The 26,054-nt window shown below is 64.6% G+C and carries 25 protein-coding genes and 1 riboswitch; of the genes, 8 read left to right on the forward strand and 17 right to left on the reverse strand.

What is annotated here, in order from left to right:
* Positions 1–54: 54 nt before the first annotated feature.
* The 6 genes from AC1DP9_RS14185 to msuE form a co-directional block, all read right to left on the reverse strand.
* Positions 55–258: a hypothetical protein gene (locus AC1DP9_RS14185; RefSeq protein WP_477107699.1), complete on the reverse strand. Its 204-nt coding sequence runs from the start codon at positions 256–258 to the stop codon at positions 55–57.
* Between the two features lie 65 nt (positions 259–323).
* Positions 324–1,091 (reverse strand): type I methionyl aminopeptidase, encoded by a 768-nt coding sequence (gene map / locus AC1DP9_RS14190; RefSeq protein ID WP_477107700.1) that lies wholly within the window; start codon positions 1,089–1,091, stop codon positions 324–326.
* Entirely contained in the window at positions 1,088–1,297 is a 210-nt protein-coding gene (locus AC1DP9_RS14195) for a ParD-like family protein (protein WP_477107701.1), read from the reverse strand. Before AC1DP9_RS14195 ends, map begins: the two co-directional genes overlap by 4 nt.
* A gap of 128 nt (positions 1,298–1,425) precedes the next feature.
* Positions 1,426–2,451 carry a methionine synthase gene (locus tag AC1DP9_RS14200; RefSeq protein ID WP_092295793.1) on the reverse strand — a complete coding sequence of 342 codons (1,026 nt, stop codon included), beginning with the start codon at positions 2,449–2,451 and terminating at the stop codon, positions 1,426–1,428.
* A gap of 89 nt (positions 2,452–2,540) precedes the next feature.
* The gene (locus AC1DP9_RS14205; protein WP_477107702.1) at positions 2,541–3,524 is read right to left on the reverse strand and encodes a DUF1852 domain-containing protein; all 984 of its coding nucleotides are present in this window, start codon (positions 3,522–3,524) and stop codon (positions 2,541–2,543) included.
* 43 nt (positions 3,525–3,567) lie between these two features.
* Entirely contained in the window at positions 3,568–4,149 is a 582-nt protein-coding gene (gene msuE, locus AC1DP9_RS14210; protein ID WP_092295787.1) for an FMN reductase, read from the reverse strand.
* Between the two features lie 224 nt (positions 4,150–4,373).
* A riboswitch (cobalamin riboswitch) is annotated at positions 4,374–4,624 on the forward strand.
* 120 nt (positions 4,625–4,744) lie between these two features.
* Between msuE and AC1DP9_RS14215 the strand changes: the two genes are divergently transcribed.
* The 3 genes from AC1DP9_RS14215 to cobW are packed head-to-tail and all read left to right on the forward strand — an operon-like array spanning position 4,745 to position 9,440.
* A complete protein-coding gene (locus tag AC1DP9_RS14215; protein ID WP_477107703.1) occupies positions 4,745–6,868 on the forward strand; it encodes a TonB-dependent receptor in 2,124 nt (707 codons plus the stop codon).
* Positions 6,869–6,878: 10 nt separating this feature from the next.
* Positions 6,879–8,327, forward strand: a complete 1,449-nt coding sequence (locus AC1DP9_RS14220; RefSeq protein WP_477107704.1) for a PepSY domain-containing protein — start codon at positions 6,879–6,881, stop codon at positions 8,325–8,327.
* Positions 8,328–8,375: 48 nt separating this feature from the next.
* Entirely contained in the window at positions 8,376–9,440 is a 1,065-nt protein-coding gene (gene cobW / locus AC1DP9_RS14225; RefSeq protein WP_477107705.1) for a cobalamin biosynthesis protein CobW, read from the forward strand.
* A gap of 102 nt (positions 9,441–9,542) precedes the next feature.
* Here cobW and AC1DP9_RS14230 read toward each other — a convergent pair whose 3' ends face one another.
* The 3 genes from AC1DP9_RS14230 to AC1DP9_RS14240 form a co-directional block, all read right to left on the reverse strand.
* Positions 9,543–10,442 carry a LysR family transcriptional regulator gene (locus AC1DP9_RS14230; RefSeq protein WP_441592631.1) on the reverse strand — a complete coding sequence of 300 codons (900 nt, stop codon included), beginning with the start codon at positions 10,440–10,442 and terminating at the stop codon, positions 9,543–9,545.
* Positions 10,443–10,694: 252 nt separating this feature from the next.
* A complete protein-coding gene (locus AC1DP9_RS14235) occupies positions 10,695–11,432 on the reverse strand; it encodes a CbtA family protein (RefSeq protein WP_477107706.1) in 738 nt (245 codons plus the stop codon).
* Between the two features lie 12 nt (positions 11,433–11,444).
* On the reverse strand, positions 11,445–11,657 hold the full coding sequence (locus AC1DP9_RS14240; RefSeq protein WP_441592629.1) for a CbtB domain-containing protein: 213 nt from the start codon (positions 11,655–11,657) through the stop codon (positions 11,445–11,447).
* A gap of 187 nt (positions 11,658–11,844) precedes the next feature.
* Here AC1DP9_RS14240 and AC1DP9_RS14245 point away from each other — a divergent pair, with 187 nt between their 5' ends.
* A complete protein-coding gene (locus AC1DP9_RS14245) occupies positions 11,845–12,420 on the forward strand; it encodes a histidine phosphatase family protein (protein WP_477107707.1) in 576 nt (191 codons plus the stop codon).
* Here the strand turns inward: AC1DP9_RS14245 and AC1DP9_RS14250 are convergent.
* Positions 12,411–13,916 carry a DASS family sodium-coupled anion symporter gene (locus tag AC1DP9_RS14250; protein ID WP_477107708.1) on the reverse strand — a complete coding sequence of 502 codons (1,506 nt, stop codon included), beginning with the start codon at positions 13,914–13,916 and terminating at the stop codon, positions 12,411–12,413. The two genes, AC1DP9_RS14245 and AC1DP9_RS14250, sit on opposite strands and share 10 nt — an antisense overlap.
* 143 nt (positions 13,917–14,059) lie before the next feature.
* Positions 14,060–15,004: a lactate/malate family dehydrogenase gene (locus tag AC1DP9_RS14255; RefSeq protein WP_441592626.1), complete on the reverse strand. Its 945-nt coding sequence runs from the start codon at positions 15,002–15,004 to the stop codon at positions 14,060–14,062.
* 189 nt (positions 15,005–15,193) lie between these two features.
* On the opposite strand from AC1DP9_RS14255, the gene AC1DP9_RS14260 reads away from it, so the two are divergent.
* From AC1DP9_RS14260 to AC1DP9_RS14275, 4 genes are all read left to right on the forward strand, one after another.
* Positions 15,194–15,832 carry a 4Fe-4S dicluster domain-containing protein gene (locus AC1DP9_RS14260; RefSeq protein WP_454758136.1) on the forward strand — a complete coding sequence of 213 codons (639 nt, stop codon included), beginning with the start codon at positions 15,194–15,196 and terminating at the stop codon, positions 15,830–15,832.
* A 14-nt stretch (positions 15,833–15,846) separates the two neighbouring features.
* On the forward strand, positions 15,847–17,496 hold the full coding sequence (locus tag AC1DP9_RS14265; protein ID WP_477107709.1) for an FAD-binding protein: 1,650 nt from the start codon (positions 15,847–15,849) through the stop codon (positions 17,494–17,496).
* A gap of 19 nt (positions 17,497–17,515) precedes the next feature.
* Entirely contained in the window at positions 17,516–18,760 is a 1,245-nt protein-coding gene (locus AC1DP9_RS14270; protein ID WP_477107710.1) for a complex I 51 kDa subunit family protein, read from the forward strand.
* 64 nt (positions 18,761–18,824) lie between these two features.
* Positions 18,825–19,853: a hypothetical protein gene (locus AC1DP9_RS14275; protein ID WP_477107711.1), complete on the forward strand. Its 1,029-nt coding sequence runs from the start codon at positions 18,825–18,827 to the stop codon at positions 19,851–19,853.
* A 46-nt stretch (positions 19,854–19,899) separates the two neighbouring features.
* Here AC1DP9_RS14275 and AC1DP9_RS14280 read toward each other — a convergent pair whose 3' ends face one another.
* The 6 genes from AC1DP9_RS14280 to gcvA form a co-directional block, all read right to left on the reverse strand.
* Positions 19,900–20,865 (reverse strand): Bug family tripartite tricarboxylate transporter substrate binding protein, encoded by a 966-nt coding sequence (locus tag AC1DP9_RS14280; protein WP_441592623.1) that lies wholly within the window; start codon positions 20,863–20,865, stop codon positions 19,900–19,902.
* Between the two features lie 132 nt (positions 20,866–20,997).
* Positions 20,998–22,506 (reverse strand): FAD-dependent oxidoreductase, encoded by a 1,509-nt coding sequence (locus AC1DP9_RS14285; protein WP_477107712.1) that lies wholly within the window; start codon positions 22,504–22,506, stop codon positions 20,998–21,000.
* Positions 22,503–22,811: a (2Fe-2S)-binding protein gene (locus tag AC1DP9_RS14290; protein ID WP_218158036.1), complete on the reverse strand. Its 309-nt coding sequence runs from the start codon at positions 22,809–22,811 to the stop codon at positions 22,503–22,505. Before AC1DP9_RS14290 ends, AC1DP9_RS14285 begins: the two co-directional genes overlap by 4 nt.
* Complete coding sequence (locus AC1DP9_RS14295) at positions 22,795–23,937, reverse strand: NAD(P)/FAD-dependent oxidoreductase (protein WP_477107713.1); 1,143 nt, start codon at positions 23,935–23,937, stop codon at positions 22,795–22,797. Before AC1DP9_RS14295 ends, AC1DP9_RS14290 begins: the two co-directional genes overlap by 17 nt.
* Before the next feature lie 176 nt (positions 23,938–24,113).
* On the reverse strand, positions 24,114–25,037 hold the full coding sequence (locus AC1DP9_RS14300) for a LysR substrate-binding domain-containing protein (RefSeq protein WP_477107714.1): 924 nt from the start codon (positions 25,035–25,037) through the stop codon (positions 24,114–24,116).
* A gap of 79 nt (positions 25,038–25,116) precedes the next feature.
* Positions 25,117–26,001, reverse strand: a complete 885-nt coding sequence (gcvA, locus tag AC1DP9_RS14305; RefSeq protein WP_477107715.1) for a transcriptional regulator GcvA — start codon at positions 25,999–26,001, stop codon at positions 25,117–25,119.
* Positions 26,002–26,054 lie beyond the last annotated feature (53 nt).

The raw sequence follows: 26,054 nt of genomic DNA on the forward strand, positions 1-26,054 counted from the left end.
CTAGTCGGCCCGGCGGAAAGCGCTTCGTTGAAAGCCAGCCATCGGCTGGCTTTTTCATTTTCCCTTATCTTTGGTCATGCGGGCCACCAGATGCCGGACCAGATGCCGGACCAGATGCCGGACCAGATGCGTCGGCCCCAGCAGCTTCGACCCTCGCATCGCGTCGATGTCGGATCGGGCGGACTCCATGAACGGCTTGAATACCAGTGAGGCGGCTGTCGTGACCAGGTGATCGATCTTGGGGATGGCGCGAGCCAAGGCTTCGACTTCGGACTCGACCCCAATATCGACACGATGCGTGGTAACCCCTGCCTCAACACGGGTCAGTTCGGCATTCTTTCATCCGCGCGTAGCGTCAGCACTCTGACGCCGTGTCGAGTTACGGCGACTGTGTGCTCGAACTGTGCGGACAGCTTTCCGTCACCCGTCACCACAGTCCAGCCGTCGGCTTCCGTATGAACCGCATGCCGCCCCTGATTGATCATTGGCTCGATGGTGAACACCATGCCTTCTCGCAGCACCAGACCCGTGTTCGGCTTTCCCCAATGCAGGACCTCAGGGGGCTCGTGCATTTCTCGACCGATGCCGTGCCCGCAGTATTCCCGCACGACTGAGTAGCCATTGCGGCGAGCATGTCGCTCAATGGCATACCCCACATCACCTAGTCTCGCGCCTGGGCGAACGGCTTTGATTCCTTTCCACATCGCTTCATACGTTACCCGCACGAGTTGTTTGGCAAGTGGAGAGACTTCGCCGACCAGATACGTCTTACTGGAATCCGCAATGTAGCCATTGTTCTCCAGCGTGATATCGAAATTCACTATGTCGCCGTCCTGGAGGACCTCCGCGGGGGACGGAACGCCGTGGCAAACGACGTTGTTACGGGAGGCATTGAGGGCGTAGGCGTACCCGTACTGCCCTTTGCTGGCTGGGCGCGCGTGGAGTTCGTCGACAATGAAGTTGTCCACCAGATCGTTGACCTGCATGGTGGACATGCCGATCAGATTCAGGCGATCCAGGCGAGAAAAAACCTCTGCCAATAGCCTGCCCGATTCGGCCATCAGGGCAATTTCCCCAGGTTCCTTGGTCACGAAGCCACCCTCAAGCTTTGCGCAACAACACCCGCAGCCCGCAGTTCGCGAGTGACGATCTCATTGAAGCTTTGCGTGGGATTCATTTCGCACAGCATGCCAATCTTCATCCAGAACGCTGCCTGAGYGTTGATAGACCGACATGACACGCCGCTTGCCTTGCGCAACTGATCATGCAGCTCGCCATCGATGTTCACGATGCCCATAGTGCCATCCATATATGAAACATATATGAATCATATAGGCAATCGCGCCGGCGACGCAAGCCCTGTGTCGCTCCACTCCTGGTCAGCCCAACAGAATCCGCGGCCAAGAGCGGACGACCATGTGGGCGTCACGCCGTGGTGAGCCGCTCCTTTGCCAGCCTCGTGCCTGCTGCCAGCGCCTCCAGCTTGCGCCACGCCACATCCCGACCCATCGGCGCCAGGCCGCAATTCGTGCACGGGAACAGCCGCTCCTTCGGCACGAACTCCAGCGCCCGGCCGATGGTGTCAGCCACTTCCTCGGGTGTCTCGACCACGTCGCTGGCCACATCGATCACGCCGACCAGCACGTCCTTACCGGCCAGCAGCCCCATCAGGTCGGGCGGCACATGGGAGTGGATGCATTCCAGGCTCACCTGGTCGATGCAGCTGCGGGCCAGCGCGGGGAACACCGTCTCATACTGGCGCCATTGGTCGCCCAGGGTGCTCTTCCAGTCCGTATTGGCCTTGATGCCGTAGCCGTAGCAGATATGCACCGCCGTCGTACAGGTCAAGCCCTGCGCCGCGCGCTCGAGCGCCTGCACGCCCCAATCGGCGGCATCCTTCATGTAGACATTGAAGGCGGGCTCGTCGAACTGGATGATGTCTACGCCGTCGGCCTGAAGCGCCAGGGCCTCCTGGTTGAGCAACTCGGCGAAGGCGAAGGCCATCTTGACCTTGTCGCCGTAGAAGCGGTCCGCCACGGTGTCGACGATGGTCATCGGGCCGGGCAGGGTGAACTTCAGTTTCTTCTTCGTGTGCGCGCGCGCCAGCTGTGCTTCGAAAGCATGCACGCGGCCCTTCAGGCGCAGGGCCGAAACCACCTGCGGCACCATCGCATCGTAGCGGTTGTCGCGGATGCCCATCTTCACCTTGTGCTCGAAGTCGATGCCCTCGACCTGCTCGAGAAAGCCGTGCACGAAGTGCTGTCGCGATTGCTCGCCGTCGCACACGATGTCCAGGCCTGCGTCTTCCTGGGCCTTGATCCACAGCAACGTCGCGTCGGCCTTGGCCTGGCGAAGCGCGTCGCCTTCAGCCTTCCACTGAGGCCAGAGTTTGTTTGTTTCAGCCAGCCAGCCTGGCTTCGGCAGGCTGCCGGCGATGGAGGTTTCAAACATCTGAGGATTCCTTTCAAGCAACGATGGGTGTGGCAAGCGTACTTCGGGACCGTTTTTCCCGAGCAGCCACGGGATGGCGTGTTATGGGGTCAGAGCGCGAAATTGGCCGACCATTGATCAAGGACGTTCTTGTACGGCTTGATGAAGTTCTCCTCCGCAAATTTCCCCTGCTGGACAGCCAGCTGGCTGCGTTCTTCCCGGTCATAGACAATCTGCGTCAACGAGTAATCCTGGTTCTTCAGGCTCGGTTGATAGCGTTTCCCTGCTGCAGAATTGGCGTTGTAAATCTCGGGGCGATAAATCTTCTGAAAGGTTTCCATTGTGCTGATGGTGCCGATCAACTCGAGATCTGTGTAGTCGCCCAGAAGATCGCCGAAAAAGTAGAAAGCCAAGGGTGCAACGCCATTCGGAGGCATGAAGAAACGAACCTGCATCCCCATCTTTGCGAAGTATCGGTCGGTCGAGGACAGTTCATTCTGTTCATACTCGACACCCAGTACGGGGTGCTGGTTTCCGGTCCGCTGATAGGTCTTGCTGGTCGAGGCACTAATGGAGATGACAGGCGGCTTGTGAAAGCGCTCCTTGTAAGTGCTTGAAGCAGCAAACTGCTTGAACAGCTTTCCATGCAAGTCACCAAAATCGTCTGGCGTGCGGAATTCCGCTCGATCAACGTTGTACCTTGGAAGCAAGACACTGAAGTCGTAATCGCGTACGTAGGAGGAGAAGTTATTCCCCACGATGCCGTCGATGCGTTTGTGCGTTTTCTTGTCGAGAATGCAGGTTTTCAGTATCTCGATCAACGGAAATGCATCGTTGCCGCGCTTGGCGTCGACACTCATCTCCACGGAGATGATCTCGAGCTCGACAGCGTAGCGATCTCCGGTCGGATTGTCCCAATGCGCCAGGTCATTGAAGCGATTGTCAATCATCCTCAACGTGTTGCGCAGATTCTGTTGCCTACTCTTTCCCCGGGCCAGGTTGGCAAAATTGGTGGTTACGCGCGTACTGTCCGATGGCTGATAGTTTTCATCGAAAAGAATGCTCTTGAGGCTAAAGACAAGTTCTTTGTTCATTGCGATCCAGTGACCTAATTTTTGAGAGAAGTCGATTCTTGTTTCAGGCCACAACCACTTCCTCGGCCAGAGCGGGCCTTGCGTGGTGCGTCAGTTCGACCAACGGCAGTGCCCGTTGGATTGCCAGCCTGGCCCGCTCGATGAGGGCCTGGTTCTGCAGGCGGTAGTCGACGAAATCCTTATCGGTCGCGTAGACACCCAGCGGCAATGTGCGCGCCTGGAAGAAGCTGAACAGCGGCCGCAACTGGTGGTCGATCACCAGGGCATGGCGCTCGCTGCCACCGGTGGCAGCCAACAACACAGGCTTGTCGATCAAGGCGTCCTGATGAATGAAGTCGAAGAAGTGCTTGAACAGTCCGGTGTAGGAGCCGCGGAACACCGGTGTTGCCACCACCAGGACGTCAGCTTGCTCAACCGCCGCAAGTTCCCGCTCCACCGTGTCGGGCAAGTGGGTGCGCCAGACCGCACCGGCAAGCCGCGGTGCGAGCTGGCCCAGTTCAACCAAGCGCTGTTCGCACGGAAGTTCGTCTGCGATCAGGTCTAGCAGGTGCTCTGCCAGGGCTGCAGACTTGGAGGGGCGTTGTAGCCCGCCGGAAACCGCTACTAGACGGAGTGGACGTGTCATTTTTGCTTTCATCTGTTGCGAGGCTCACGCGACATGCCAATCGTATGGATGTGCATCGATGAAGTAAAATGGATTTATTTCAACAATCCATGAACAGTAGTCATGTGAGTTATCGGGCGCACCCGCCGGGTCATCCCGCTCTCACGCCTTCGTGCTCCCCAGATCAGCATGTGCGCTTTGTAACCGTCCGTTACGGGTAGAATGCGCACCGCGGCACGTCCCCTGTGCCGCCCGTGATTGCAGGTGCCCGCGATGCTCGTGGGTTAAACGGGAAACAGGTACGTCGCCGAGCCGCGACCAAGCCTGTGCTGCCCCCGCAACGGTAAGCAGGTTCGGGAACTGTCATGTCGATCCATCGGATCGGCGGCCACTGCGCGATTGTCATCGTTGTCATCGCGTGGGAAGGCGACGGATTCCCGGGAGCGCACGCTCCCCGCCTGTCAGCCCGGATACCGGCCTGTTGTCATCATCGAAATCTTTCGCACGGACGGGGTCGTCCGGCTTCACGATGACATACAACTTGTTCGCGCATTCCGCTGGCCGCCCGCGCTCGGCCCAGATTTCGTCACGCCCTGCGCGTGGGCGTCGACCGCGTGTGCTGGCTGCATCACTTGGTGCCGTGGCCGGCCTCAATCTTCCCTGTGCTTTCGCGCAGGAAACCTCCGAACAGAAGGACACGTCACTGCCGCCCGTGGTCGTCAGTGAGGCCGTCGATCCCGGCCTGGCGCTCTCGAAACCCGAATACACGGGCAGCCGCATGGGCCTGACGCCGCTCGAGACGCCGGCCAGCGTCGAAGTCATCAGCGGCGAGACCATCCGCGCGCGGGGCGACCAGAGCGTGCGCGAGGCCGTGACCCGGGCAACCGGCATCACCGGCAATCCGTCGCCGGGCAACGGCGGCACCTCGCTGACCGCGCGCGGCTTCGCCGGGCAGGGCTCGGTCATGCAGCTGCTGGACGGCACGCGCATGTACGTGGCCTCCGGTACGGTGACCTTTCCGTTCGATACGTGGTCGGTAGACCGCATCGAGGTCCTGCGCGGCCCCGCATCGGTCATGTATGGCGAAGGGGCGATCGGCGGCGTGGTCAATGTGGTGCAGAAGAAGCCGATCCGAGGCCCGATCGAGAACGAACTCCAGATCACGGGCGGCACCGAGAAGACCGCGCGCGTGGCCTTCGACAGTGGCGGCAAGGTCAACGACAACCTGTCGTACCGCTTCGCCACGGCCTACAACCGGACGGCTGGCTGGGTGGATCGGGGCGATGCCAACAACCTGATGGTGTCGGCGTCCGTGCGGCTGGACGTGAATCCGGAATTCAACCTGACGCTGTCCTATGACGACGGCACCCAGCATCCGCAGCAATACCTCGGCACGCCGCTGGTCAACGGCAGCCTGGACCGCTCGCTGCGCAAGAAGAACTACAACGTTGGCGATGCCGAGATCAGCTATCGCGACCGCTGGACGCGCTTGAACGCCGAATGGACGCCGAACGACCGCGTCACCGTGCGCAACCAGTTCTACTACCTGACCAGCCACCGTCACTGGCGCGACAGCGAGACCTATACCTATCTGCCGGCCACCTCGCAGGTGCGCCGCGGGGACTACCTGGAAATCCTGCATGACCAGGAGCAGGTGGGCAACCGCGCCGACATGACGGTGCGCAGCAAGCTGTTCGGGCTCGATAACACCACGACGGTGGGCTTCGACGTCAACAAGGTCAACTTCACCCACTCGAACAACTCGCCCTATGGCGGCACCTCCACCGTACCGGCGCGTGATTTCGATCCGGGCCTGTTCTTCAGCCCGCCGGGCGTCGTTACCTCGCCGCGCTTCCGCAGCAACACCACGCAGTACGCGCTGTTCGGTGAGCACCGTATCGCCCTCACGCCGCAGTGGTCGGTCATCGGCGGGGTGCGCTTCGACCATGCTGACCTGACGCGCACCGACCTCGTGGCCGGCTCGGCCTGGGACAAGACCTTCGCCAACACCACGTGGCGCGTGGGCACCGTCTACCAGTTCACCCCGAGCCTGGCCGTCTACGCCCAGTACGCCACCGCGACCGATCCGCTCGGCGCGCTGATCACCACGTCCGACGCGCAGCGCAACTTCAACCTCGCCACCGGCAAGCAGGTGGAAGTGGGCGTGAAGCAGGCGTTCTGGGGCAATCGCGGCGAATGGACCTTCGCGGCGTACGAGATCCGCAAGAACGACCTGCTTTCGCGCGATCCGGTCAATCCGACCATCACCCAGCAGGTGGGCGAGCAGTCGTCGCGCGGGCTGGAAGCCTCGGCCAGCGTGGAAGTGCTGCGCGGGCTGCGGCTCGACGTCAACGGCACCGTGCTGCGCGCGCGCTATGACGACTTCAACGAGTCGGTCGGCGGGGTGCTGGTCTCCCGCGCCGGCAACGTGCCGACGAGCGTGCCGCAACAGGCCGCCAACGCGTGGCTGACGTGGAACTTCATCCCGCAATGGACGTTCGGCGCGGGCCTGCGCTATGTCGGCGGACGTTACGCGGACACGGCCAACCGCGTGCGCGTGCCGAGCTATACGACGGTGGATACGGCGCTGTCGTGGCGTGTCTCGAAGCAGGCGGCGCTGACGCTGCGCGTCTACAACCTGTTCAACAAGGACTACGCCGAATCGGTCTCGAACGGGGGCCAGCAATGGCTGCTGGGCCGTCCGCGTTCGGCGGAGTTGTCGGCCAACTTCTACTTCTGAGGCCCGGGCGATGTGGCGCAAGATCCGGCGCTGGCTGTACCTGATCCATCGCTGGATGGGCATCGCCGGCTGCCTGTTGATCGCGATGTGGTTCGGCTCGGGGCTGGTGATGATGTACGTCGGCTTTCCCGCGCTGACCGATGCCGAGCGGCTGGCCAGCCTGCCGCCGCTCGATGTGCGTGCCGTGGCTACGACGCCCGATGCGGCGATGGCGGCGGCGGGGCTGTCCAGCTTTCCACGCAGCCTGCGGCTTGAGATGGCGGGCAGCCTGCCCGTCTATCGCATGGTTGATGGCAAGGGTCAGCCCCATACCGTGGCGGCAACCGATGGCCGCGTCATCGAGCGCGTCGATGCAGCCACGGCGCAGGCCACTGCCCAGCAGTTCGCCGGCAAGCCTGCGCGCTGGATCGAGACCGCCGAACGGGACCAGTGGACCGTGCCGAATGGCCTCAACGCGTGGCGTCCGCTGCATCGCATCGCCGTCGATGACGGACACGGCACCGAGCTATACGTCTCGGCGAAGACCGGCGAGATCATGCGCGATACCGATCGCGCGGAGCGGTTCTGGAACTGGCTCGGCTCGGTGCCGCACTGGCTGTATTTCACGCCGATCCGCAAGGACCCGCCGCTGTGGCGGCAGGTGGTGCTGTGGACGTCCGGGCCCTGCGTGGTGGTGGCCATCACGGGAATCTGGATTGGCTGGCTGCGGCTACGCGTGCGGCGGCGCTTTGCGCACGGCAGCATGGCGGGCGTCTCGCCGTACCACGGCTGGATGGCGTGGCATCACATGGCCGGGCTCGTCGGCGCGCTGTTCCTGCTGTTCTGGCTGATCTCGGGATGGCTCTCCGTCAATCCTAACCAGTGGTTCAACGGACGCGGCTTCGACGGCGCGGCCCTGCAGCGCTACGCGGGGCATGCCGGGGCCTCGTTCCCCGCGCCGGACTGGCGTGCCACGCTGGCAGACGGCAGTGCGCGCGAGGTCCGTATGGTGTGGGTCGGCAGCACGCCCATGTTGCAGGTGACCGCCGGCAAGGGCGTTGTCACGGTGCTCGATCCGGGCAGTGGTGCGCCAGTGCGCTGGGACCCGGGCATGCTCTCGCGTATCGCCGGCACCCTGATGCCGGACGCTAAAGTCGTGGCCAGCGTCATGCAGGCCGAGGCCGACACCTACTGGTACAGTCACCACAACGCGCGCAGGCTGCCCGTGTTGCGCGTGACCTTCGACGACGCCGACAACACCTGGGCCTATGTCGATCCCTCGACGGGTCAGGTCATCGGCCGCAGTGACGACAGCCGCCGTCTCTATCGCTGGCTGTTCAACGCCGTACACAGCTATGACTTCGTTTCGCTCACGCAGCATCGCCCGTCATGGGATGTGGTGGTGTGGGTGCTGTCGCTGGTGGGTCTGGTGATGTCCGTCAGCGGGGTGGTCGTGGGCTGGCGGCGGTTGCGCCGCTGATTCTCGCCACCCCTTTCCATTTTCAACTTTCAAGCATCAGGTGATTCCATGCAAACCGCAAAAATTCCCGCCACGATCGTCACGGGCTTCCTGGGCAGCGGCAAGACCACCTTGCTGCGCCATATCCTCGAGAATGCCAACGGGCGCCGTATCGCTGTCATCGTCAACGAATTCGGCGAGCTGGGCATCGACGGGGAAATCCTGAAGGGCTGCGGCATTGGCTGCGACGAGCAGGGCGAGCCCACCGGCCAACTCTATGAACTGGCCAACGGCTGCCTGTGCTGCACCGTGCAGGAAGAGTTCTTCCCGGTCATGGAACAACTGCTCGAGCGCCGCGACCAGATCGATCACGTGCTGATCGAGACTTCGGGTCTGGCGCTGCCGAAGCCACTCGTGCAGGCATTCCACTGGCCGAGCATCCGCAACGCGTTCACGGTGGATTCGGTGGTCACGGTGGTGGACGGCCCCGCCGCCGCCGCCGGCCAGTTCGCCGCGAATCCGGTGGCGGTAGACGCGCAGCGCCGCGCCGATCCGAACCTCGATCACGAGTCGCCGCTGCACGAGCTGTTCGAAGACCAGCTCGCCAGCGCGGATCTGGTCATCCTGAACAAGACCGACCTGATGGATGCCGCCCAGATTGCCGCAGTGGAGGCGCTGGTACGGCCCGAGATTCCGGCCGAAGTGAAGATCGTGCCGGCGCAGGCGGGGTCGCTCGATGTGAACAGCCTGCTGGGACTGAACCGCGCGTCGGAAGAGACGATCCACCTGCGCGTTGATCATCATGGCAGCGCGGACGACGCCGACCACGCCGATCATCATCACGATGAATTCGATTCGGTGGTGGTGGAGGCTGGCACCGTTGACCGCGAGGCATTGGTTGGCGCGCTCCAGAAGCTGGTGGCCGACCACACGATCTATCGCGTCAAGGGTTTCGCCGAACTCCCGGGCAAGGCAATGCGACTGGTGCTGCACGGCGTGGGGCAACGATTCGACAGCTACTTCGACCGTGCCTGGCGTGCTGACGAAGCGCGGGGCACGCGCGTGGTGCTGATCGGCCAGGAACTGGATGGCGCCGCGTTGCAAGCCGCGCTGGATCAGGCGCTGGCCGGCTGAGCCAGAAAACGCTGTACTCCGATGTGGGCGGAAGCTGGGTGCTTTCACGCATGCCGGGTCGGTGACGCGCTGCGATACGCGCGCCTGATGGCGTTACGTCGTTCAGTTGGGGGCGAGGTCCGCTGAACGGCGGGCCAGTTCGATGAAGGCTTGTACGTAATCGATCTCGATGTCGCTTTCCCGCGCGCCAAGGAAGATCTGCTTGGCGACGCCATGCGGGCCCAGTCGTACCGCCGTGACATCCATCTTTTCCGCATATTCGGCCACCAGCCAGCGCGGGAGGGCCGCGATGCCACGCCCGCTGGCCACCATCTGCATCATGATGTCCGTGGTCTCGATGGTCTTGTGGCGCTTGGGCGTGACGCCCGCCGGCTGCAGGAACAGGTTGTAGATGTCCAGGCGATCGGTGGCCACGGGATAGGTGATCAGCACTTCGTTCGTCAGCGCGTCGGCGTCTACGTGGGGCAAGCCGGCGAGCCGGTGGCCGCGATTGACGACCAGCACCTGCTCGTAGTCGAACACCGGCTCGAAATGCAGGCCGGGCTTGTAGAGTGGATCCGGCGTTACCAGCATGTCGATCTCATACCCGTACAGCGCGCCGATACCGCCGAACTGGAACTTCTGCTTGACGTCGACATCCACGTCCGGCCATGTCGATAGGTAGGGCGAGACGATCTTGAGCAGCCACTGATAGCAGGGATGGCACTCCATGCCTATCCGCAGCGTGCCGCGCTCGCCCTGCGCAAACTGGTGGACCCGTTCTTCGGCCAGATCGAGCTGGGGCAGCACGCGGTTGGCCACCGCCAGCAGGTAGGAGCCCGCCTGGGTCAGCCGCAGACTGCGGCCTTCCCGCAGCCAGATGTCGGTACCCAACTGCAACTCGAGCTTTTTCATTGCATGGCTCAGTGCCGACTGCGTCAGGCACAGCACCGAAGCGGCCGCTGTCAGGGAGCCCTCACGGTCCACTTCCCGGATGATTGCCAGGTGAATGCGTTCAAGCATGATTGAGATTCATGTATTTTTGAATAACGATCATTTTACTTCATTGATTGGCCTTCCTACAATCGGACATCGACGATCTCCTCCGTGATCCAGATCGACGATGAACTGCTCGACGCGTTCGACGACTTCAAGTATCCGAACGAGATCGGGCTGCGAAGACGCTGCGCGCGCACTAGTCGGCAAGGCTGTCGCGGCCCAAAACAAACATCCCCGCCACGGCGGGGATGTTTGTTCGGGCTCGGCTATCAGACGTCAGGCATGCCTGACGCCGCGTCGCTCCTCCAGCCGCCGCTGTGCCAGCGTGGCAAACAGCAGACCAAGACCTGCCCAGAGCGTGGCCTGGATACCGAAGGCGGCCATCCTGAAGCGCCACAGCAGGACGGCTGAGAATTCGTCGGGGATCTCGTTGACCTCCGGCAGCAGCCCTTGCGCCAGCAGCACGATGACCACATAGACGGCCGCCGCGCCCAGCGTGGCGTGCCAGGTGCCGTGGCTCGCCGCAAGCTTGCGGGCAACGATGACCGCAATCACCATCGCCGCCAACGACAGGGCGATCATGGTGAAGAACAAGGCGGTGCGAAGGCCGATCGTCGAAGGATCGCCGATGGCCGGCGGATTCGGTGGGTATTTGATAAACGGGACCAGCACGGTCGCGATGTAGCCAAGCAGCGCCATCAGCACGGACGTCGGGCGCGCGCCCAGCTTGCCAATCCGGCCGTAGACAAAGGCGAACGTCAGCGCAAACAGGCCACCCACCGCGCTGCCGAATACCGCCAGCCCGACAAACAGCCCGAGCCCGGCCTGTACGTCACGGCTGACCAGTTCGGGCATCTCATGCTGGTGGCTACCGCCCATTGCCTGCTCCATCCGCGCTTCGTACGCGATGGCGCCCTCCACCTCCGGTTCTCCAACGACCTTGGCAACACCGAATGCCAGCAGGCTCGCCAGGAACCCCGCGATCATGCCGCGGACCAGAAGACTTCTCACCATGGCGGCGCGTCCTCAGTGACAGGGAAAGCCGAGCAGGTGACGTCCGTCGTGCACAAACTCATGCACATACATCGTATTGAAGATGGCCGCGGCACCTTCCTCCACGCCGACGAAGTAGATCGCCAGCAGCAGGAGCATGCTGCCAAAGATGGCCCAGGGCAGCAGTTCGGGAACCGGGATGGATACCGGCTCGATGGCCGGCGAAAGGGTGGCGCTTGCGTGCATGACAGATCTCCTTGAGGATGACGCGTCCCGTAACGGATGGATGAGGCGTTGGGGAGGTCTGACTTGGCAGCCTGCTTCGTCGAAACGACGCTTCAGATTGCGATACAGTGGCGCGACCGTGCCGGATTCCAACCGGCTTCTCCCCAGCGCATATGCGTGCATTCTAATCGACTGGACGGCCTGACACGTGACAACCCGCCTGACATTGCTCTGCGTACCGGCCACGGCAGCCCTGCGCGCCGGGCGGTTTCCGGCCGACGAATCCCTGGATCCCGGACAGGCCGACGACGTGGCCCGGCTCGCCACCGCGCTCGGGGCGCCAGACCAGGTGCTCTGCAGCCCGGCACGCTGCGCACGGGAGGCCGCCATGGCGCTGGGCCATTCGCCGATCATCGAACCCGCGCTGGGGGAGGTCGACTACGGCAGATGGTTGGGGCGCTCGCTCAAGGAAATCGGCATTGCGGAACCTGCCGCACTGTCAGCCTGGTTGTCCGATCCGGACATGGTCGCGCACGGCGGGGAATCCCTGTCCGCGTTTTGCGAACGTGTGCGGCGGTGGATGGGGCCCTATGCCAGCCCCGCCTCGCACACGCTGGTCATCACGCATGCCAGCGTCATCAAGGCCATCGTCCTCCATGCATTGGAGGCGCCGGTGAGGGCCTACTGGCAAATCGACGTTGCGCCTTTGTCCACACTGACGCTGTCAAGACAGCAAGATCGATGGCGATTGTCTTTGGGTGAATCGCTGCGGTTTCACCAGTAGCCAAGCACCTTCCACCAGACGGTGCCGACCACCGCGAAGATCAGCAGTTCGACCACGCACATCACAAAGCCAACGCGCCACCAGTTCCCCATCGTGACGTAGCCACTGCCGAAGATGATTGGCGAGGTGCCCGTCGCATAGTGGGTCAGCGTCATCATGATCGCCGAGCCGGCCGCCATCAGCAGCATGAACGGCACCACATACGCGGGCGGTATCAGATTCACGCCGACCGTCAGGAAGGCGAGCATCATCGCACTGATGTGTGCCGTCGTGCTGGCGAACAGGTAGTGCGAGAACACGAAGACCGCTACCAGGATCGCGGCCGTGCCGCCCCAACCGATGCCGCTGGCCACGATCGCGTTGCTCATGCCGGTTGAGAACCAGCCGATCACACCCTGCTTGTTCAGTTGCTCGGCCAGCATGATCAGCGCGCCGAACCATATCAGCGTGTCCCAGGCGCTCTTTTCGGACAGTACATCGTCCCAGTCGATGGTGCCCGTAATGATCAGCACGAACAGGCCGACGAAGGCGACCACCGTGGGGTCCAGCGTGAGCGCCGGGCCGAACACCATCGCCGGAATGTTGGCCCACAACAGCAGCAGGAGCGCGAAGGTGAAGATCATGACCCGTTCCTTCGGCGACACCGGGCCCATCTTCGCCATTTCGGCGTGCGCATACTCCACCGCATTGGGTGTGGCCTTGAGCTGCGGCGGCGACAAGACATAGATCACCATCGGCATCACCAGCATGCATAGCAGGCCGGGCAGCAGCATGCAGAGCGCCCAGCTCATCCAGCTCAGATGCAGTGCCTGATTGGTTGCCTTGGCGATGTAGTCCACCACTAGCGGGTTCGGTGCGGTGGCGGTCACGAACATGGCCGAGGAGATCGGGTTGGCGTGATAGTTGACCAACGCCAGGTAGGTGCCGACCTTGCCCTCGGTGCCCTTGGCCGGGTCCGAGTCGAATGCCGTGGCGATCGACTTCATGATCGGATGCACGATGCCGCCACCGCGCGCCGTATTGCTTGGCGTGAACGGCGCCAGCACCAGTTCGCAGGTGGCCAGCCCATAGCCGATGCCGATCGTGCGTTTCCCCATCAGGGCGATGAACATCAGGCCGATACGGGTGCCCAGGCCCGTCTTCTTCACGCCGCGGAAGATCAGGATGGCGACCACGATCAACCAGATCAGCGGACTGTCGAAGGCGGTCAGCGCATCGGCGATGGCCCCCTTGGACGAGGTCGAGGTCACCTGCGACAGCGAGAGGACCACGATGGCCATCATCGCCATCACGCCGATCGGCATGACCTTCAGGATGATCGCCACGATGGTTGTCAGGAAGATGGCAACCAGACCCCAGGCCTTGGGCGTGAGCCCCTCTGGCACAGGCCACAGCAGCAGGGTGACCAGCACCACCGTCGTGATCAGGGCGGGGCCGAGTCTAAAGGGGACTACGCTGTTGAAGTATTGGAACGCCGCTTTCAGTTTTGCAAGCATGGTGCGATCCTTCCCAGTCGTCTTTGCTTATGGTTTATATGACTTTTTCGGCAGAAGTGCCAGCGTGACGCCGACGCCGCCAAGCTGAGTGGAAGCCGTCAGGATCTGACATCGAACGGATTTGTCCGAAGCGTGCAATGCCCCTACCGGTGGCGCACGCTGTCGGTGGCCTCCTTGACGATGCGCGCACTGCGCTGCAGGGCTTCGCGCTCGGTGGGGTCCAGTTCCGGATAAGCCAGTAACTGCGCGCCACTGCCATTGACCACCATCGGCAGCGACAGACATACCTCCGGTACGCCTTCGACTTCCGCATGCACAATGCCGACCGTGAGAATGAGGTCCGTGTCGTGGACGATGGCCTGGCAAATTCGCCCGATCGCACTGGCGATGCCGTAATGCGTGGCGCCCTTGCCTTCCTTGATGAGCTTGGCAGCCTCGTGCACGGAGCGCAGGATCAGATCCCGGCTGGCAGGCCCAAGCTCCTTGCCGCTCTTCGCCAGGAACGTTTCCAGGGGCATGCCGGAGACCGTTGCGCCGGACCAGCCGATCAGCGCGGATTCCCCGTGTTCGCCGAGAACGTGGGCGTGAATCGCAGGCGCCACGATGCCCAGTCGCTCGGAGAGCAGCGACCGCAACCGGCCGGTGTCGAGCGAGGTGCCCGTGCTGATGACGCGCTCCGGCGCGCAGCGGAGGCGGTCAAACACGACGGCGGCCAACACATCGCAGGGATTGCTCGCGATGAGGTAGATCGCATCCGGGGCCAGCGGGGCGATGCGATCGACGATCTCCGTCGCGATGCCCGCATTGGTTTTGGCCAGGTCCAGGCGAGTTTGCCCTGGCTTCACGCCGACGCCGGCGGTGATCACGACGAGGTCCGCGTCGCGCGCGTTCTCGTAGTCGCCGGCATAGAAGCGGTTGTGTCCCCAGAATGCCGCAGCGTGGGCGAGGTCCATCGCCTGCCCTTCGGCCCGGACGCGTGCGACATCGATGATGACGATTTCCGCGCTCGGGATGGCCCCCGACGCAAACAGGGCCGCCGATCCGCCAACCAGTCCTGCTCCGACGATGACGATCTTGGGTTGCCGCATGGCGTACCTCCGTCGTGCCTGGAGAATCGAGTCTGAACCTGGGCCGGTTTCGCGCTACATCAGCGGAAAGTGAAGTGAAGGCCGCGTGGCAGTTCGTGAGCCTTTCATATGCTATGGTTTATATGACCTTTTCGATAGAAGCGCCAGGTGGCGTTGGCGCCGCGAACGACGGAGTGCAACCCGATGGGACTGGTACGCTTGAGCATCGAAGGCCATCAGGTCCAGGCGCCGGCCAACTGCTCCATCCTGCAGGCCTTCCTCTACGCAGGCGAGACGCTGGTCGAGGGCGTTGGCTGCATGGGGCAGGGGGTCTGCGGTTCGTGCCGCGTCATGGTGCGGCACAGCGGCGAGCAGGAGGTGAAGACGGCCCTCGGATGCGAGACGCTGGTCGAAGCGGGCATGCAGGTGGCCTTCCTGGATTACTTCACCGTCTCGTCTCGCCACAGGTATCGCCTGGACGAAATCGGCGACAGCTGGCAGGCGCTGCGCACCCTCTCTGAAATATTCCCGGAAGCCTCCCATTGTCGGCACTGCAGCGGCTGCGATCGCGCCTGCCCGAAGGGTCTCGACGTCCAGCGCGGCGTCAATCTCGCCGTGGCGGGCGAACTGGCTGAGTCGAGCGATGTCTTCGACGAGTGTGTCATGTGCAACCTCTGCACGCTGGCCTGCCCCGAGCATATCCGGCCCAACCATCTCGGCCTGTTCGTGCGGCGGATGATCGCGTCACAGTCGCTGCGTCCGGCGAACCTGATGCGCCGGCTGCAGCAGATCGAGCGCGGCGAAATGAAGATCGATTTCGACGCGCCTGGCGCGCAGCCGCCACGCTGATCGGAACAACAACGATGCCCGCTGGCATTCCCTTCGAAGACGCGCGCAAGCGCTACCGGCCCGGTGCGGTACCAACGGTCCGCAGCGACGACACCTCTGTCGACGAGCTTCTCAAGGGCTATCACCCCGACCATGGGCTCAATGCGCGTGTGGCGCTGAGCATCGGCGTGAACCAGGGGGACCCCTGTCAGCCGGATCTCGCACGCTATCTCCAGGCCAATGCGCTGATCGACGATATCGACATCGCCGGCGCGCAAGTGATCAGCACCGACGTCCTGATCATCGGCGGCGGCGGGGGCGGCTGCGCGGCGGCGCTCATTGCAGCAAAGCAGGGCGCGCAGGTGATCCTCGCCACCAAGCTGCGCCTGGGTGACAGCAACACCGTCATGGCCGAAGGCGGGATTCAGGCGGCCGTCGGCGAGGACGACAGTCCCCAGTTGCACTTCGAGGACACCCTGCGCGCCGGACACTTCTGCGGCGAGCCAGAACTCGTGGCGCAGATGGTGATGGATGGCCCCGACGTCATTCGCTGGCTGATCCAGCTTGGCGTGATGTTCGACCTGGAGGAAGGCCGGCCCATGGGCGGTAACCTTCTGCGCAAGAAGCCCGGTGGTGCTTCGGCGGCGCGCATCCTGTCCTACCGTGACTACACCGGCCTGGAGATGATGCGCGTGCTGCGCGAGGCGGTGGACCTCGATCCCGCAGTCGAGGTGTGGAACCGCTGCCCGGCGGTCGAACTGCTGTCCGACGAGCGGGGCCGCTGCGCCGGGGCCGTGATCTATAACCTGGAGTCGCGTACCTATGTGCTGGTGCGCGCGCGTGCCGTGATTCTCGCCACCGGCGGGGCGGGGCGGCTGCACCTGAATGCTTTTCCGACATCCAATCACTACGGCGCCACCGCGGACGGCCTGGTGCTGGCCTATCGGATCGGGGCACACCTGCGCGAACTCGACTCGTTCCAGTATCACCCCACCGGCATCGCCTATCCGGCGCACCTGGCAGGTGGACTCATTTCGGAAGCGGCGCGTTCGGCCGGTGCCAAGCTGATCAATGGCGAGGGCGAGCGCTTCGTGGACGAACTCAAGCCTCGGGACGTCGTGGCCTCGGCGATTCTGCGCGAATGCGCGCAGGGGCGTGGCATTGACCGGGACGGCCAGACTGGCGTCTTCCTCGACACGCCGACGCTGGAAATGGAGAACCCCGGCATTCTGGCCAAGCGCCTCGTGACGCTGCGCCATCTCGCGCGGAAGTGCGGTCACGATGCGGCACTGGAGCCCTTCCTCGTTTATCCGACCCTCCACTACCAGAACGGAGGCGTGGCGATCGACAAGGACGGTGCCACGAGCGTGCCCGGCCTGCTTTGCGTCGGCGAGGTCACGGGAGGCATTCACGGGCGTAACCGCCTGATGGGAAACGCGCTGCTCGACATCCTGAGCATGGGGCGGCGTGCCGGCGCCAAGGCAGCGGAGTCTGGCGCGGGTGCCATGGCCGGCCGCGCAGGCATCGGCCATGTGCACGCCTGGCAGCGGCAATTGACGCTGGCGGGGCTACCCTTGCATGTCAAGGCACCGCAACTCTTCCCCGGCTATGCCCATTTCGACTTGCGGGTCGATGCAGCGTTGCGCCGGGGCAAGTGGGGCGGCGCGAGCGGCGGCGTCCGATGAGCGACCCACGGAGCGCGCGATGCACAAGCTGAATCAGGTTCTCCTGAGGGACGATATCCGGGTCGGCGCAGACCTGGACGCCTGGCTTGCATGCGGCGGCGGAGAGGGGCTGGCCAAGGCCCTGCGCGATCCGCTCGCCATCCTCGCCGAAATCGAACAAGCGGACCTGCGTGGGATGGGCGGTGCCGGATTCGCGACGCATCGCAAATGGGCACCGGTCGCTGCCACCGCTGCAGGCGACAAATACATCATCTGCAACGGCAACGAAGACGAGCCCGGTACGTTCAAGGACCGCTATCTGCTGGAGCACACGCCGCACCAGGTCATCGAGGGGGCGCTCATCGCCGCAGCGGCGACCCATGCCAATCATGTCGTGCTGTACGTTAATCCGCATCAACCGTTGGCCCTCAATATGGTGCGGCAGGCGGTGGAGCAGTGGCGGGGGCACTCTCTGTTCTCGGAACTCGGGCGTCTGATTGGCGGCCCGCTGTCGCTTGACGTGATCCCCAGCTCTGGCTTGTACATCGGCGGGGAGGAGACGGCGGTGATCGCGAGTGTCGAGGGCGGATTCCCGTTCCCCAGACGCAAGCCGCCCTTTCCCGCCGAGCACGGTGTGCATGGCTCACCGACCATCGTGAACAACACCGAGACCCTGGCGCACGTACCGGGCATTCTGCGCAACGGTGCGCAGTGGTATCGCGGTCTTGGCATCGGGAATGCTGCCGGAACCAAGCTCTATTCGCTTTCGGGCGACGTCCTGCGTCCTGGCTTGTATGAATTGCCGATGGGCACCCGCCTGGAGGCCCTGGTGTTCGAGCATGGCGGTGGCATGCTCCAGGGCAAGGAGTTCAAGGCGGTCTTTACCGGCGGCCCGTCCAATACCTTGCTGACGAAGCGCGATCTCGATGTGGCACTCGATTTTGACTCCGTGCGTCAACGGCGTTCGCGTCTGGGTACCGGCGCCATGATCGTCGTGTCCGAAGGCACCAGCATCGTCCGCAAGGTCTCCGAGTACGTGAGCTTCTTCGCCCAGGGCTCATGCGGACAGTGTCCGCCCTGCAAGGGTGGCACCTTCCAGATGATGCGATTGCTCGGCCGGATCGACACGGGCCATGGCGTACGTGCCGATCTGGAAGCGCTGGAGAACCTGTGTCGCATCCTGCCCGGCAGCGGCCGTTGCGGTCTGATCGATGGCGCCGTGACGGTGGTGGAAAGCTCGCTGCAACAGTTTCGGGCGGAATACGAGGCGCTTCTGATTGCATGACGGTGTCGGACTCGCAACGGGTAGCGGCTGAAGGTCATATTGCGCGCCTGAACGGAGCATGGTGATGGGCATTCTGAACTGGCGCCGCCGCCGCGGCCCCGATGGGCAGGCGGACAACAGGCGGGAGGTGGCGGAACTGGCCGAGCGCATTACCCGGCTAAGTCCCCGCCTACGGCTCTTGCCCCGCTATGCCCGGCGGCTGGCCCCCTCGATCCGCATCGCGCTCGACCACGTACGCGCGGTCGTGGCCGGCATTCCCGCACCACGGGAAGCGAGTCCGGAGACGTGGGGGACGGACCCGTACATCCACGCGTGTCTTGGCACTGGTCAGGACGTCGCACTGGCTTTCAGCCGCGCCGCCGATCTGCGCGACTATTTCGATGCGTCACCTGGCACAGACGAGGCGTTTGCGGTGCTCGGCATGGAAATGGTCGAGCGGCGCACCTTGGGCGTGGCCCTGGAGGGCGACGTCATGCGCTCGGACGTGCTGCAAACCACGGTCAGCTTCAACGATCATCAGATTCGGATATGCGGTGACAGCCACGCCGGGCTGTACAGGGAGATCGAGGCGCGCATGCTGGACCAGCTTGCGCTGCAGGGCCTTGCCAGTGCGGCGGCGGGGGGCATTGGGCGAGATGAGCGCCTGCAGGAGATGGCGTTGCTCAGCGAGCGCTTGCGGCTGCTGGAACGCCAGGGGGTGGGCATGCGTTCGCTGCTTGGCGGCGATGTCTCGCCGGACCCCGAGGAACGGGAGCGCCTGCGCGCGCAGATCGCACAGATCGATGCGGCCAACGGCGACACCGCCCTGCCGGCGGGACAAGTCGATGCGCTGGAGCGCCAGATGGAAGGGCTGCAGGCAGCGCTCACCAACGCCGGCGCCTATCTCCTCATCGAGCGCCGGCGCATGCGGCTGAGCCGGATGAATGTGCTTCAACCCGATGACAGCACCGCGCCCGGCGACGACCTGGAATTCCTGACCGCAAGCATTCCAGGCGACCCCCGCCTGGTGAGAACCTTTCTGCTCGTGCGCTTTGCGCGCGCCACGATGTTGTCCCGCATGACGCTGCTGGAAGAGGCGGAGCGTCTGCTGTAGCGCTGCGCTCCGCCGACGCTCGCCCTGCCCGAATCATCGCGTGGGGTCAGTCCAGCTTGATGCCGACGGTCTTCACGACCTTGTCCCACTTCTGGGCGTCGCGGTTCACCAGTTGCGTGAACTCGACTGGGCCCAGCGCGCTCGGCTCCATGCCCTGTTTGGCGATCGAATCGCGGATCGACGGTTGCGCCACCACGGCGGCAATCTCCTGCGCGAGGCGGTTCACCGTCGGCATCGGCGTGCCGCCCGTCGTGAAAACGCCGTACCACGACACGACTTCGTACCCGGGTACGCCGGACTCGGCGATGGTCGGCACGTTCGGCATGGTTTCCACGCGCTTGGTGCTGGTCACGGCGAGGATGCGCACCTTGCCGGAATCGGCACCGGCCTTGGCCGACGGCAGGCTCGCGAACGTCATCTGCGCCTGGCCGGCCATCACGTCCTGCATCGCCGGCGCATCGCCGCGATAGGGAATGTGCGTGATGGAGACGCCAGCCATGCTCTTGAACAGTTCGGCCGACAGGTGCGAAATCGTGCCATTGCCCGGCGACGTCACATTGAGCTTGCCCGGATTGGCCTTGGCGTAGGCGAGCAGCTCCTGCACGTTCTTGACCGGCAGGTCATTGTTCACGACCAGCGCGTTGGCGGACTTGGCCACCAGCGACACCGGCTGCACGCCCTTGATGGGATCGTACGGCAGCTTGCTGTAGATGGACGGTGCGATGGCCTGGCCGCCGACGGAGCCCAGCAGCAGCACCGAGCCATCCGGCTTGGCACGCGCCATCTCGGCGGTGGCGATGGTGCTGCCGCCGCCCGGCTTGTTCTCCACCACGATGGTGACCTTGGTGTTCAGCTGAAACTGCGTGGCGACCGTGCGGGCGATGACATCGTTGCCACCGCCGGGCGCGAAGCCGACCAACATCCGCATCGGGCCCGGTGGCAAGTCCTGGGCCATGCCTTGGGCTGCGGCCAGCGCGAGGGCGAGAGCGGGGACGATCTTGGAAAACGCCATGATTGATTCTCGATAAGGGGGTTGAGGATTGCTCTCAGGATGTCGTCGCTGTGCTGGTTCGACTGGCGGGACGCGGGATGCCATGCATGACCCGGTCCGCGCTTCTGTTTTCATGTTGCTGCCTACTGCGCTTTACTTCTTGAAGCGGACCACGGCGTCCCGCGACGCCTGGGTCTGCGGCAGCGAGGCAATCTCGCCGAGCGTCACCGGCTTGGTGGGAAACCGCAGCCGGTAATAGCCCACATCACGCGGATGGCGCTGTTGTTCGTCGGCGATCAGTTCGGTCACGGTCAGCCCGCAGAGTCGTCCCTGGCATGGCCCCATGCCGCAGCGCAGGAACGCCTTCAACTGGTTCGGACCCTGACAGCCGATGCGCGCGGCGTGCCGCACCTGTTCGGCGGTGGCTTCCTCGCAGCGGCAGACGATGGTGTCGCCCACGGGGCGGCGGAACTGCGGCAGCGGGCGATAGAGCACCTCGAAGAATTCGCGGCCTCGCGTGGCGCGTGCCAGCGCGGCGTGATGCGGTGCCGCCTTGCCGTCGCGCGTGGCGATGTCGATGCGACCGAGCGCGGCAGCGGCATGCACGGCGGCGATGCGGCCCCGATGCTCGGCTGCCACGGCGCCCGCGATGCCCGCGCCATCCCCGGCAATGCTCACGTGCGGCATCGACGTTGCGCCCCATGCATCCACCTGCGGTTCCCAGCAGTCCTGGCGCTCGTTCCAGACATGCTCGGCGCCGATGGCGCGCGACAGGTTGGTATTCGGCACCACCCCCTGATGCAGCAGCAGCTGGTCGATCGCCATGCTGTGGCGCTGGCCCGCAGCCTGAAAGCGCAGCGCGGCGACCTGACCGCCCGCGCCGGCGATGGCCTCGAGCGCCGTCACGCCGCTCACGATCGGCACGGCCTTGCGAACCGCGCGCAGCAGCTTCAGCCCCTTGGCCAGATAGGGCGAGCGAAGGAAGCCCCAGGCGTGCGGCAGCGCCTTGCGCCATTGGCCGCTATCGGTCGTCTCGAGAATCGCCTCGAGCTTCACGCCGGCATTCAGGTATTGATAGGCGAGCAGGTAGAGCAGGGGGCCGCCGCCCGCCAGCACCGTGCGCCCTTCGGGCACCACGCCCGAGGTCTTCAGCAGGATCTGCGCGGCACCGGCCGTGATCACGCCCGGCAAGGTCCAGCCCGGAATCGGGAAGGGCCGCTCCTGCGCGCCGGTGGCCAGGATGAGATGGCGGCAGTGCAGCAGCGCGGCCTGCGGATCCTGACCGGGCCGGGCCACCGAATAGGCGACCTCGAAGCCGGCGGGTTGGCCATCGCCCGCCGTACCCGGCTGCGGCTCGCGCGCATTGATCGACCAGACAGTTGCCGCCGACAGATGGCGCGCACCGCTGTTGGCAAACGGCTCCAGCAGGCTCTGGCCGTGCCAGTAGTCCTCGCCGAGGATCGCGCGATTCTGTACCGGCGTGCTGCTGACGGCGCGATAGATCTGACCGCCCGGTGCAGGCTGTTCGTCGATCAGCACCGTCGACAGGCCCAGCGCGGCAGCCTCGGTTGCCGCAGCCAGCCCAGCGGGGCCGGCGCCGACCACGAGCAGGTCGCAGGTTGCGATGTCGATGTCGATGTCGATGTCGATGTCGAGGCTCATGCCGCCACCTCGCGTGCGCCGTGCTGGCGTTCCACGGTCATGCCATCGTGCACGCGCGCCATGCAGGCCTGCTGGTTGGGCCGGCCGTCGATGCGGACCAGGCAGTCGTAGCAGATGCCCATCATGCAATAGGGGCCGCGTGCGGCGCCGGACACGGCCGTGTCGCGGCAGGCCAGCACGCCGGCGGCGAACAGGGCCGCCGCCACGCTGTCGCCTTCCCGGCATTCCAGCGCGGTGCCATCCACGGTGACCCGTACTTTGCGATCCGTCGCTTGCAGGACGGCCGCGTCAATGCGTCTGAACATGGAATCTCCGGGTCGAAAAAGTGGCCAGCTCCGGTGGCAGCTCGCCTGCGGCGATCATGGGGGCGAGGTTCATCGCGTGCGTGGCGGCCAGCGTCACGCCGCTATGGCAGGTGACGATGAAGGCGCCCGGGTGCGTCGCCGATTGTTCGTAGACCGGGAAGCCGTCCTTGGCGCGCACGCGCAGGGCGGACCAGGCGCGCACCGCGCGCACGTCGCGCAGGGCGGGCAGGGTGCGCACGGCACGGTCGGCCAGCGTGGCCAGCACCGGCAGCGTGGTGACCTGTTCGGCGTAGCCCGCCTCTTCCTGGGAGTCGCCGACCAACCAGCTACCCTCGTCGTTCTGGCGCAGCGTGACCATGGGCGTGTCCAGCAGCCGGCGCGTGCGTTCGAGCACCAGGATCTGGCCGCGCTGCGGGGCCATCGGCAGGTCGATGCCCACCATGCGGCCCAGGTCGCCGTTGCGCAGGCCGCCGGCCAGCACGATCTTGCGCGCCCGCACGGTGCCGTTCGGCGTGGTCAGCACGAAGTCGCCACCGGGCTGCTGCACGATGTCCGTGACGCCGTGGTGCGGCAGGTAATGGACTCCGCTGGTGCTGAACGCGGTATGGAACGCGCGCAGCAGCTTGAGCGGATTGACGATGCCATCGTGCGGCGTCCAGATCGCCCCGGTGACATCGGGGCCCAGTCCGGGCACGAGCGAAGCGGCCTGATGGTGATCCAGCAGCTTCCATTCATAGGGCTCCACACCGGGCTGCGCCATCAGCGTGTTGACCCACGCCAGCCGCGCCTCGACCTCGTAGTCGCCCATCAGCGGCGTCAGGCCGCCTTTCTGCTCCAGGGCCACGTCGATGCCAGTTTCCTGCAGCAGGCCGGCGGCCAGTTTCGGCCACAGCCGCGTGGAGTTCAGCGTCCAGCGGCTGTAGGCGCCCATGCCGTAGCCCTTGCTCTGCAGCCAGACCAGGCCGAAATTGCCGCGCGAGGCGCGCAGGGCGATATCGCCTTCGTCGAGCACGGCGATTGTGCCCACGCTGCTGCGCAGGCCGTAGGCCACGGCCGAGCCGACCAGGCCGCCGCCAATCACGGCGACGTCGAACACGGGGAGTCGGGAGGTGGAGGCTGCGGTCATCTGCAGCACCTTCCGTGGGGGGATTGCGGGCCTTGGGCCCTGCTAGAAATCATGTCAGGTACTCGCAAGCTTCATGAAAACACCAGCCGAAGAAGCCCAAAAAAGCCCAATGGGCAGCGGTGTGTCAGTCCGAGCGAGTATGCGGAGCGCGCGCCGCGCGCGCAAATACGAGTCTGTCAGGCGTCTATACGAAAACCTGATAGCCCCGAGGGCAGGGATGCCATTTCGGCAGCGATGAGTTCCATCAGCCGCTCGATAAAGCGGTCCGCCAGCACGTTGGCAGGCCGGTTCCGGGCCAGCAGGAGGTAGCTGACGAACGGTATACGCGGCCGGAATGGCCGGACCACCACCTCGGCGGCGTGCATGCGGGCCACCAGCGGGTTCACGATGCCCACACCCAGCCCGAGTCCGACCATCTTGCAGATGGTGGCCCCGTAGGGGGTTTCGAAGTGCATCACACGCCGGTCGTCGTCGGCGAACGCGGCGTCCACGGCGGCGCGCAGGCCATCGCCGTGACTCATCGAGATAAAGGACTCGCCGGCCAGGTCGGCAGGCGTGATGACGTCCAGACTGGCCAGACGATGGCCGGGCGGCAGCACGCAACAGCCCGCGAGTTCGGCCACGGGCTGGGCATCGGTGACGGCGGCGGGGGGCAGGAACGACACCAGCCCGAGGTCGCAGTAGCGGCTGCCGACGCTGTCGGCCACCAACTGCGTGCTGCCCGTTTCCATGGCGACGTTGACGCCGGGATAGTCGGCATGGAACCGCTGGAGCACCAGCGGGAGCACGGTCATGGCGAGCGAGGGCACTGCGGCGATGCGCAGCCGGCCCTTGCCGAACTGGCGGATGTTGCGGGCGGCGTCCTTCAGCGTGTCGAGGCCCACGAAGGCGCGTTCCACCTCGCGCAGGAACGCCAGGCCCTCCTCGGTGGGAATCAGGCGGCCGGCGTTGCGCGTGAACAGCGTCAGTCCGGTGGACGATTCGAGCTGCGCGATCAGCCGGCTCACGTTCGGTTGCGACGTGTACAGCTCGGTGGCCGCCGCGGTCATCGAACCGGAGCGCATCACGGCCTGGAACGCACTGATTTCCTTGAACTTCATGCCGGGGTCTTGGGAAGGCGGGGACTAGCGGGCGATGGTATACCAGATCCGTATGGGTCCGTAGCGCATCGCCGCAGAATCACATCCCCTCCCGTTCCAGCCATGACTGGAACAGCCCGACCAGTTGATCGCCCCGTTTCTCGTCCGGCACGTAGGCGCAATAGCTGCGCGACGGCAGGCGCGGGCCGGCGAATGGGGCGACCAGCCGCCCGGCGGCGAGGTCGTCGGAGACCAGCGACGTCGGCCCCATGGCGATGCCGATGCCGTCGATGGCTGCCTGCAGGGTCAGGAAGAAGTGATCGAAGGTCAACGTGGCGGCCGGGCTCAGCCCGGGGATCTGCGCGCTCGCCAGCCAGTCCGGCCAAAGGCGCGGCAGGCTCGAGGTATGCAGCAGGGTGTGGTGGCGCAAGTCGCCCGGCACCCCGAGCGGCTGGCGCTGCAACAGCGCCGGGCTACAAACCGGCAGCCGCTCCTCGGTCAGGAATGGCCGCATCGCGTAGCCGTAGAACGTGTCCGGACCCCCTCGGATGATCAGGTCGTGGTCGTCCTTCAGGCTTTCCAGTGGCCCGTTCGAGGTCTCCACCTTGATCTCCACATCGGGATGCTCGGCGCGGAATTTGGCCAGTCTCGGCACCAGCCAGCGCAGGGTGAAGGTCGCGGGCGCGTTGACGGACAGGGTCCGGGAGACCGGCCCGGGCACCCCGTAGCGCGTGGTGGCCTGCGCGAGCTGTTCGAACAAGGGGCCGATTTCCGCCAGATAGGCTTTCGCCGCCGGCGTCAGCGTCACGCGGCGGTTATGCCGCTCGAACAGCGCGGCGCCGAGCCATTCCTCGAGCAGGCGCACCTGCTGGCTCACCGCCCCGTGCGTGACGTGCAGCGCGGCGGCGGCTTCCTTGAAGCTGCCCAGCCGGCCTGCGGCCTCGAAGGCCCGCAAGGCATTGAGCGGCGGCAATACCCGTTTCATGACAATAGATTTTCTAACGCGATGTGGCAATTTATCTGGTTTGTCGTGCCGCT

This window comes from Cupriavidus sp. 01L43, from assembly GCF_056399925.1.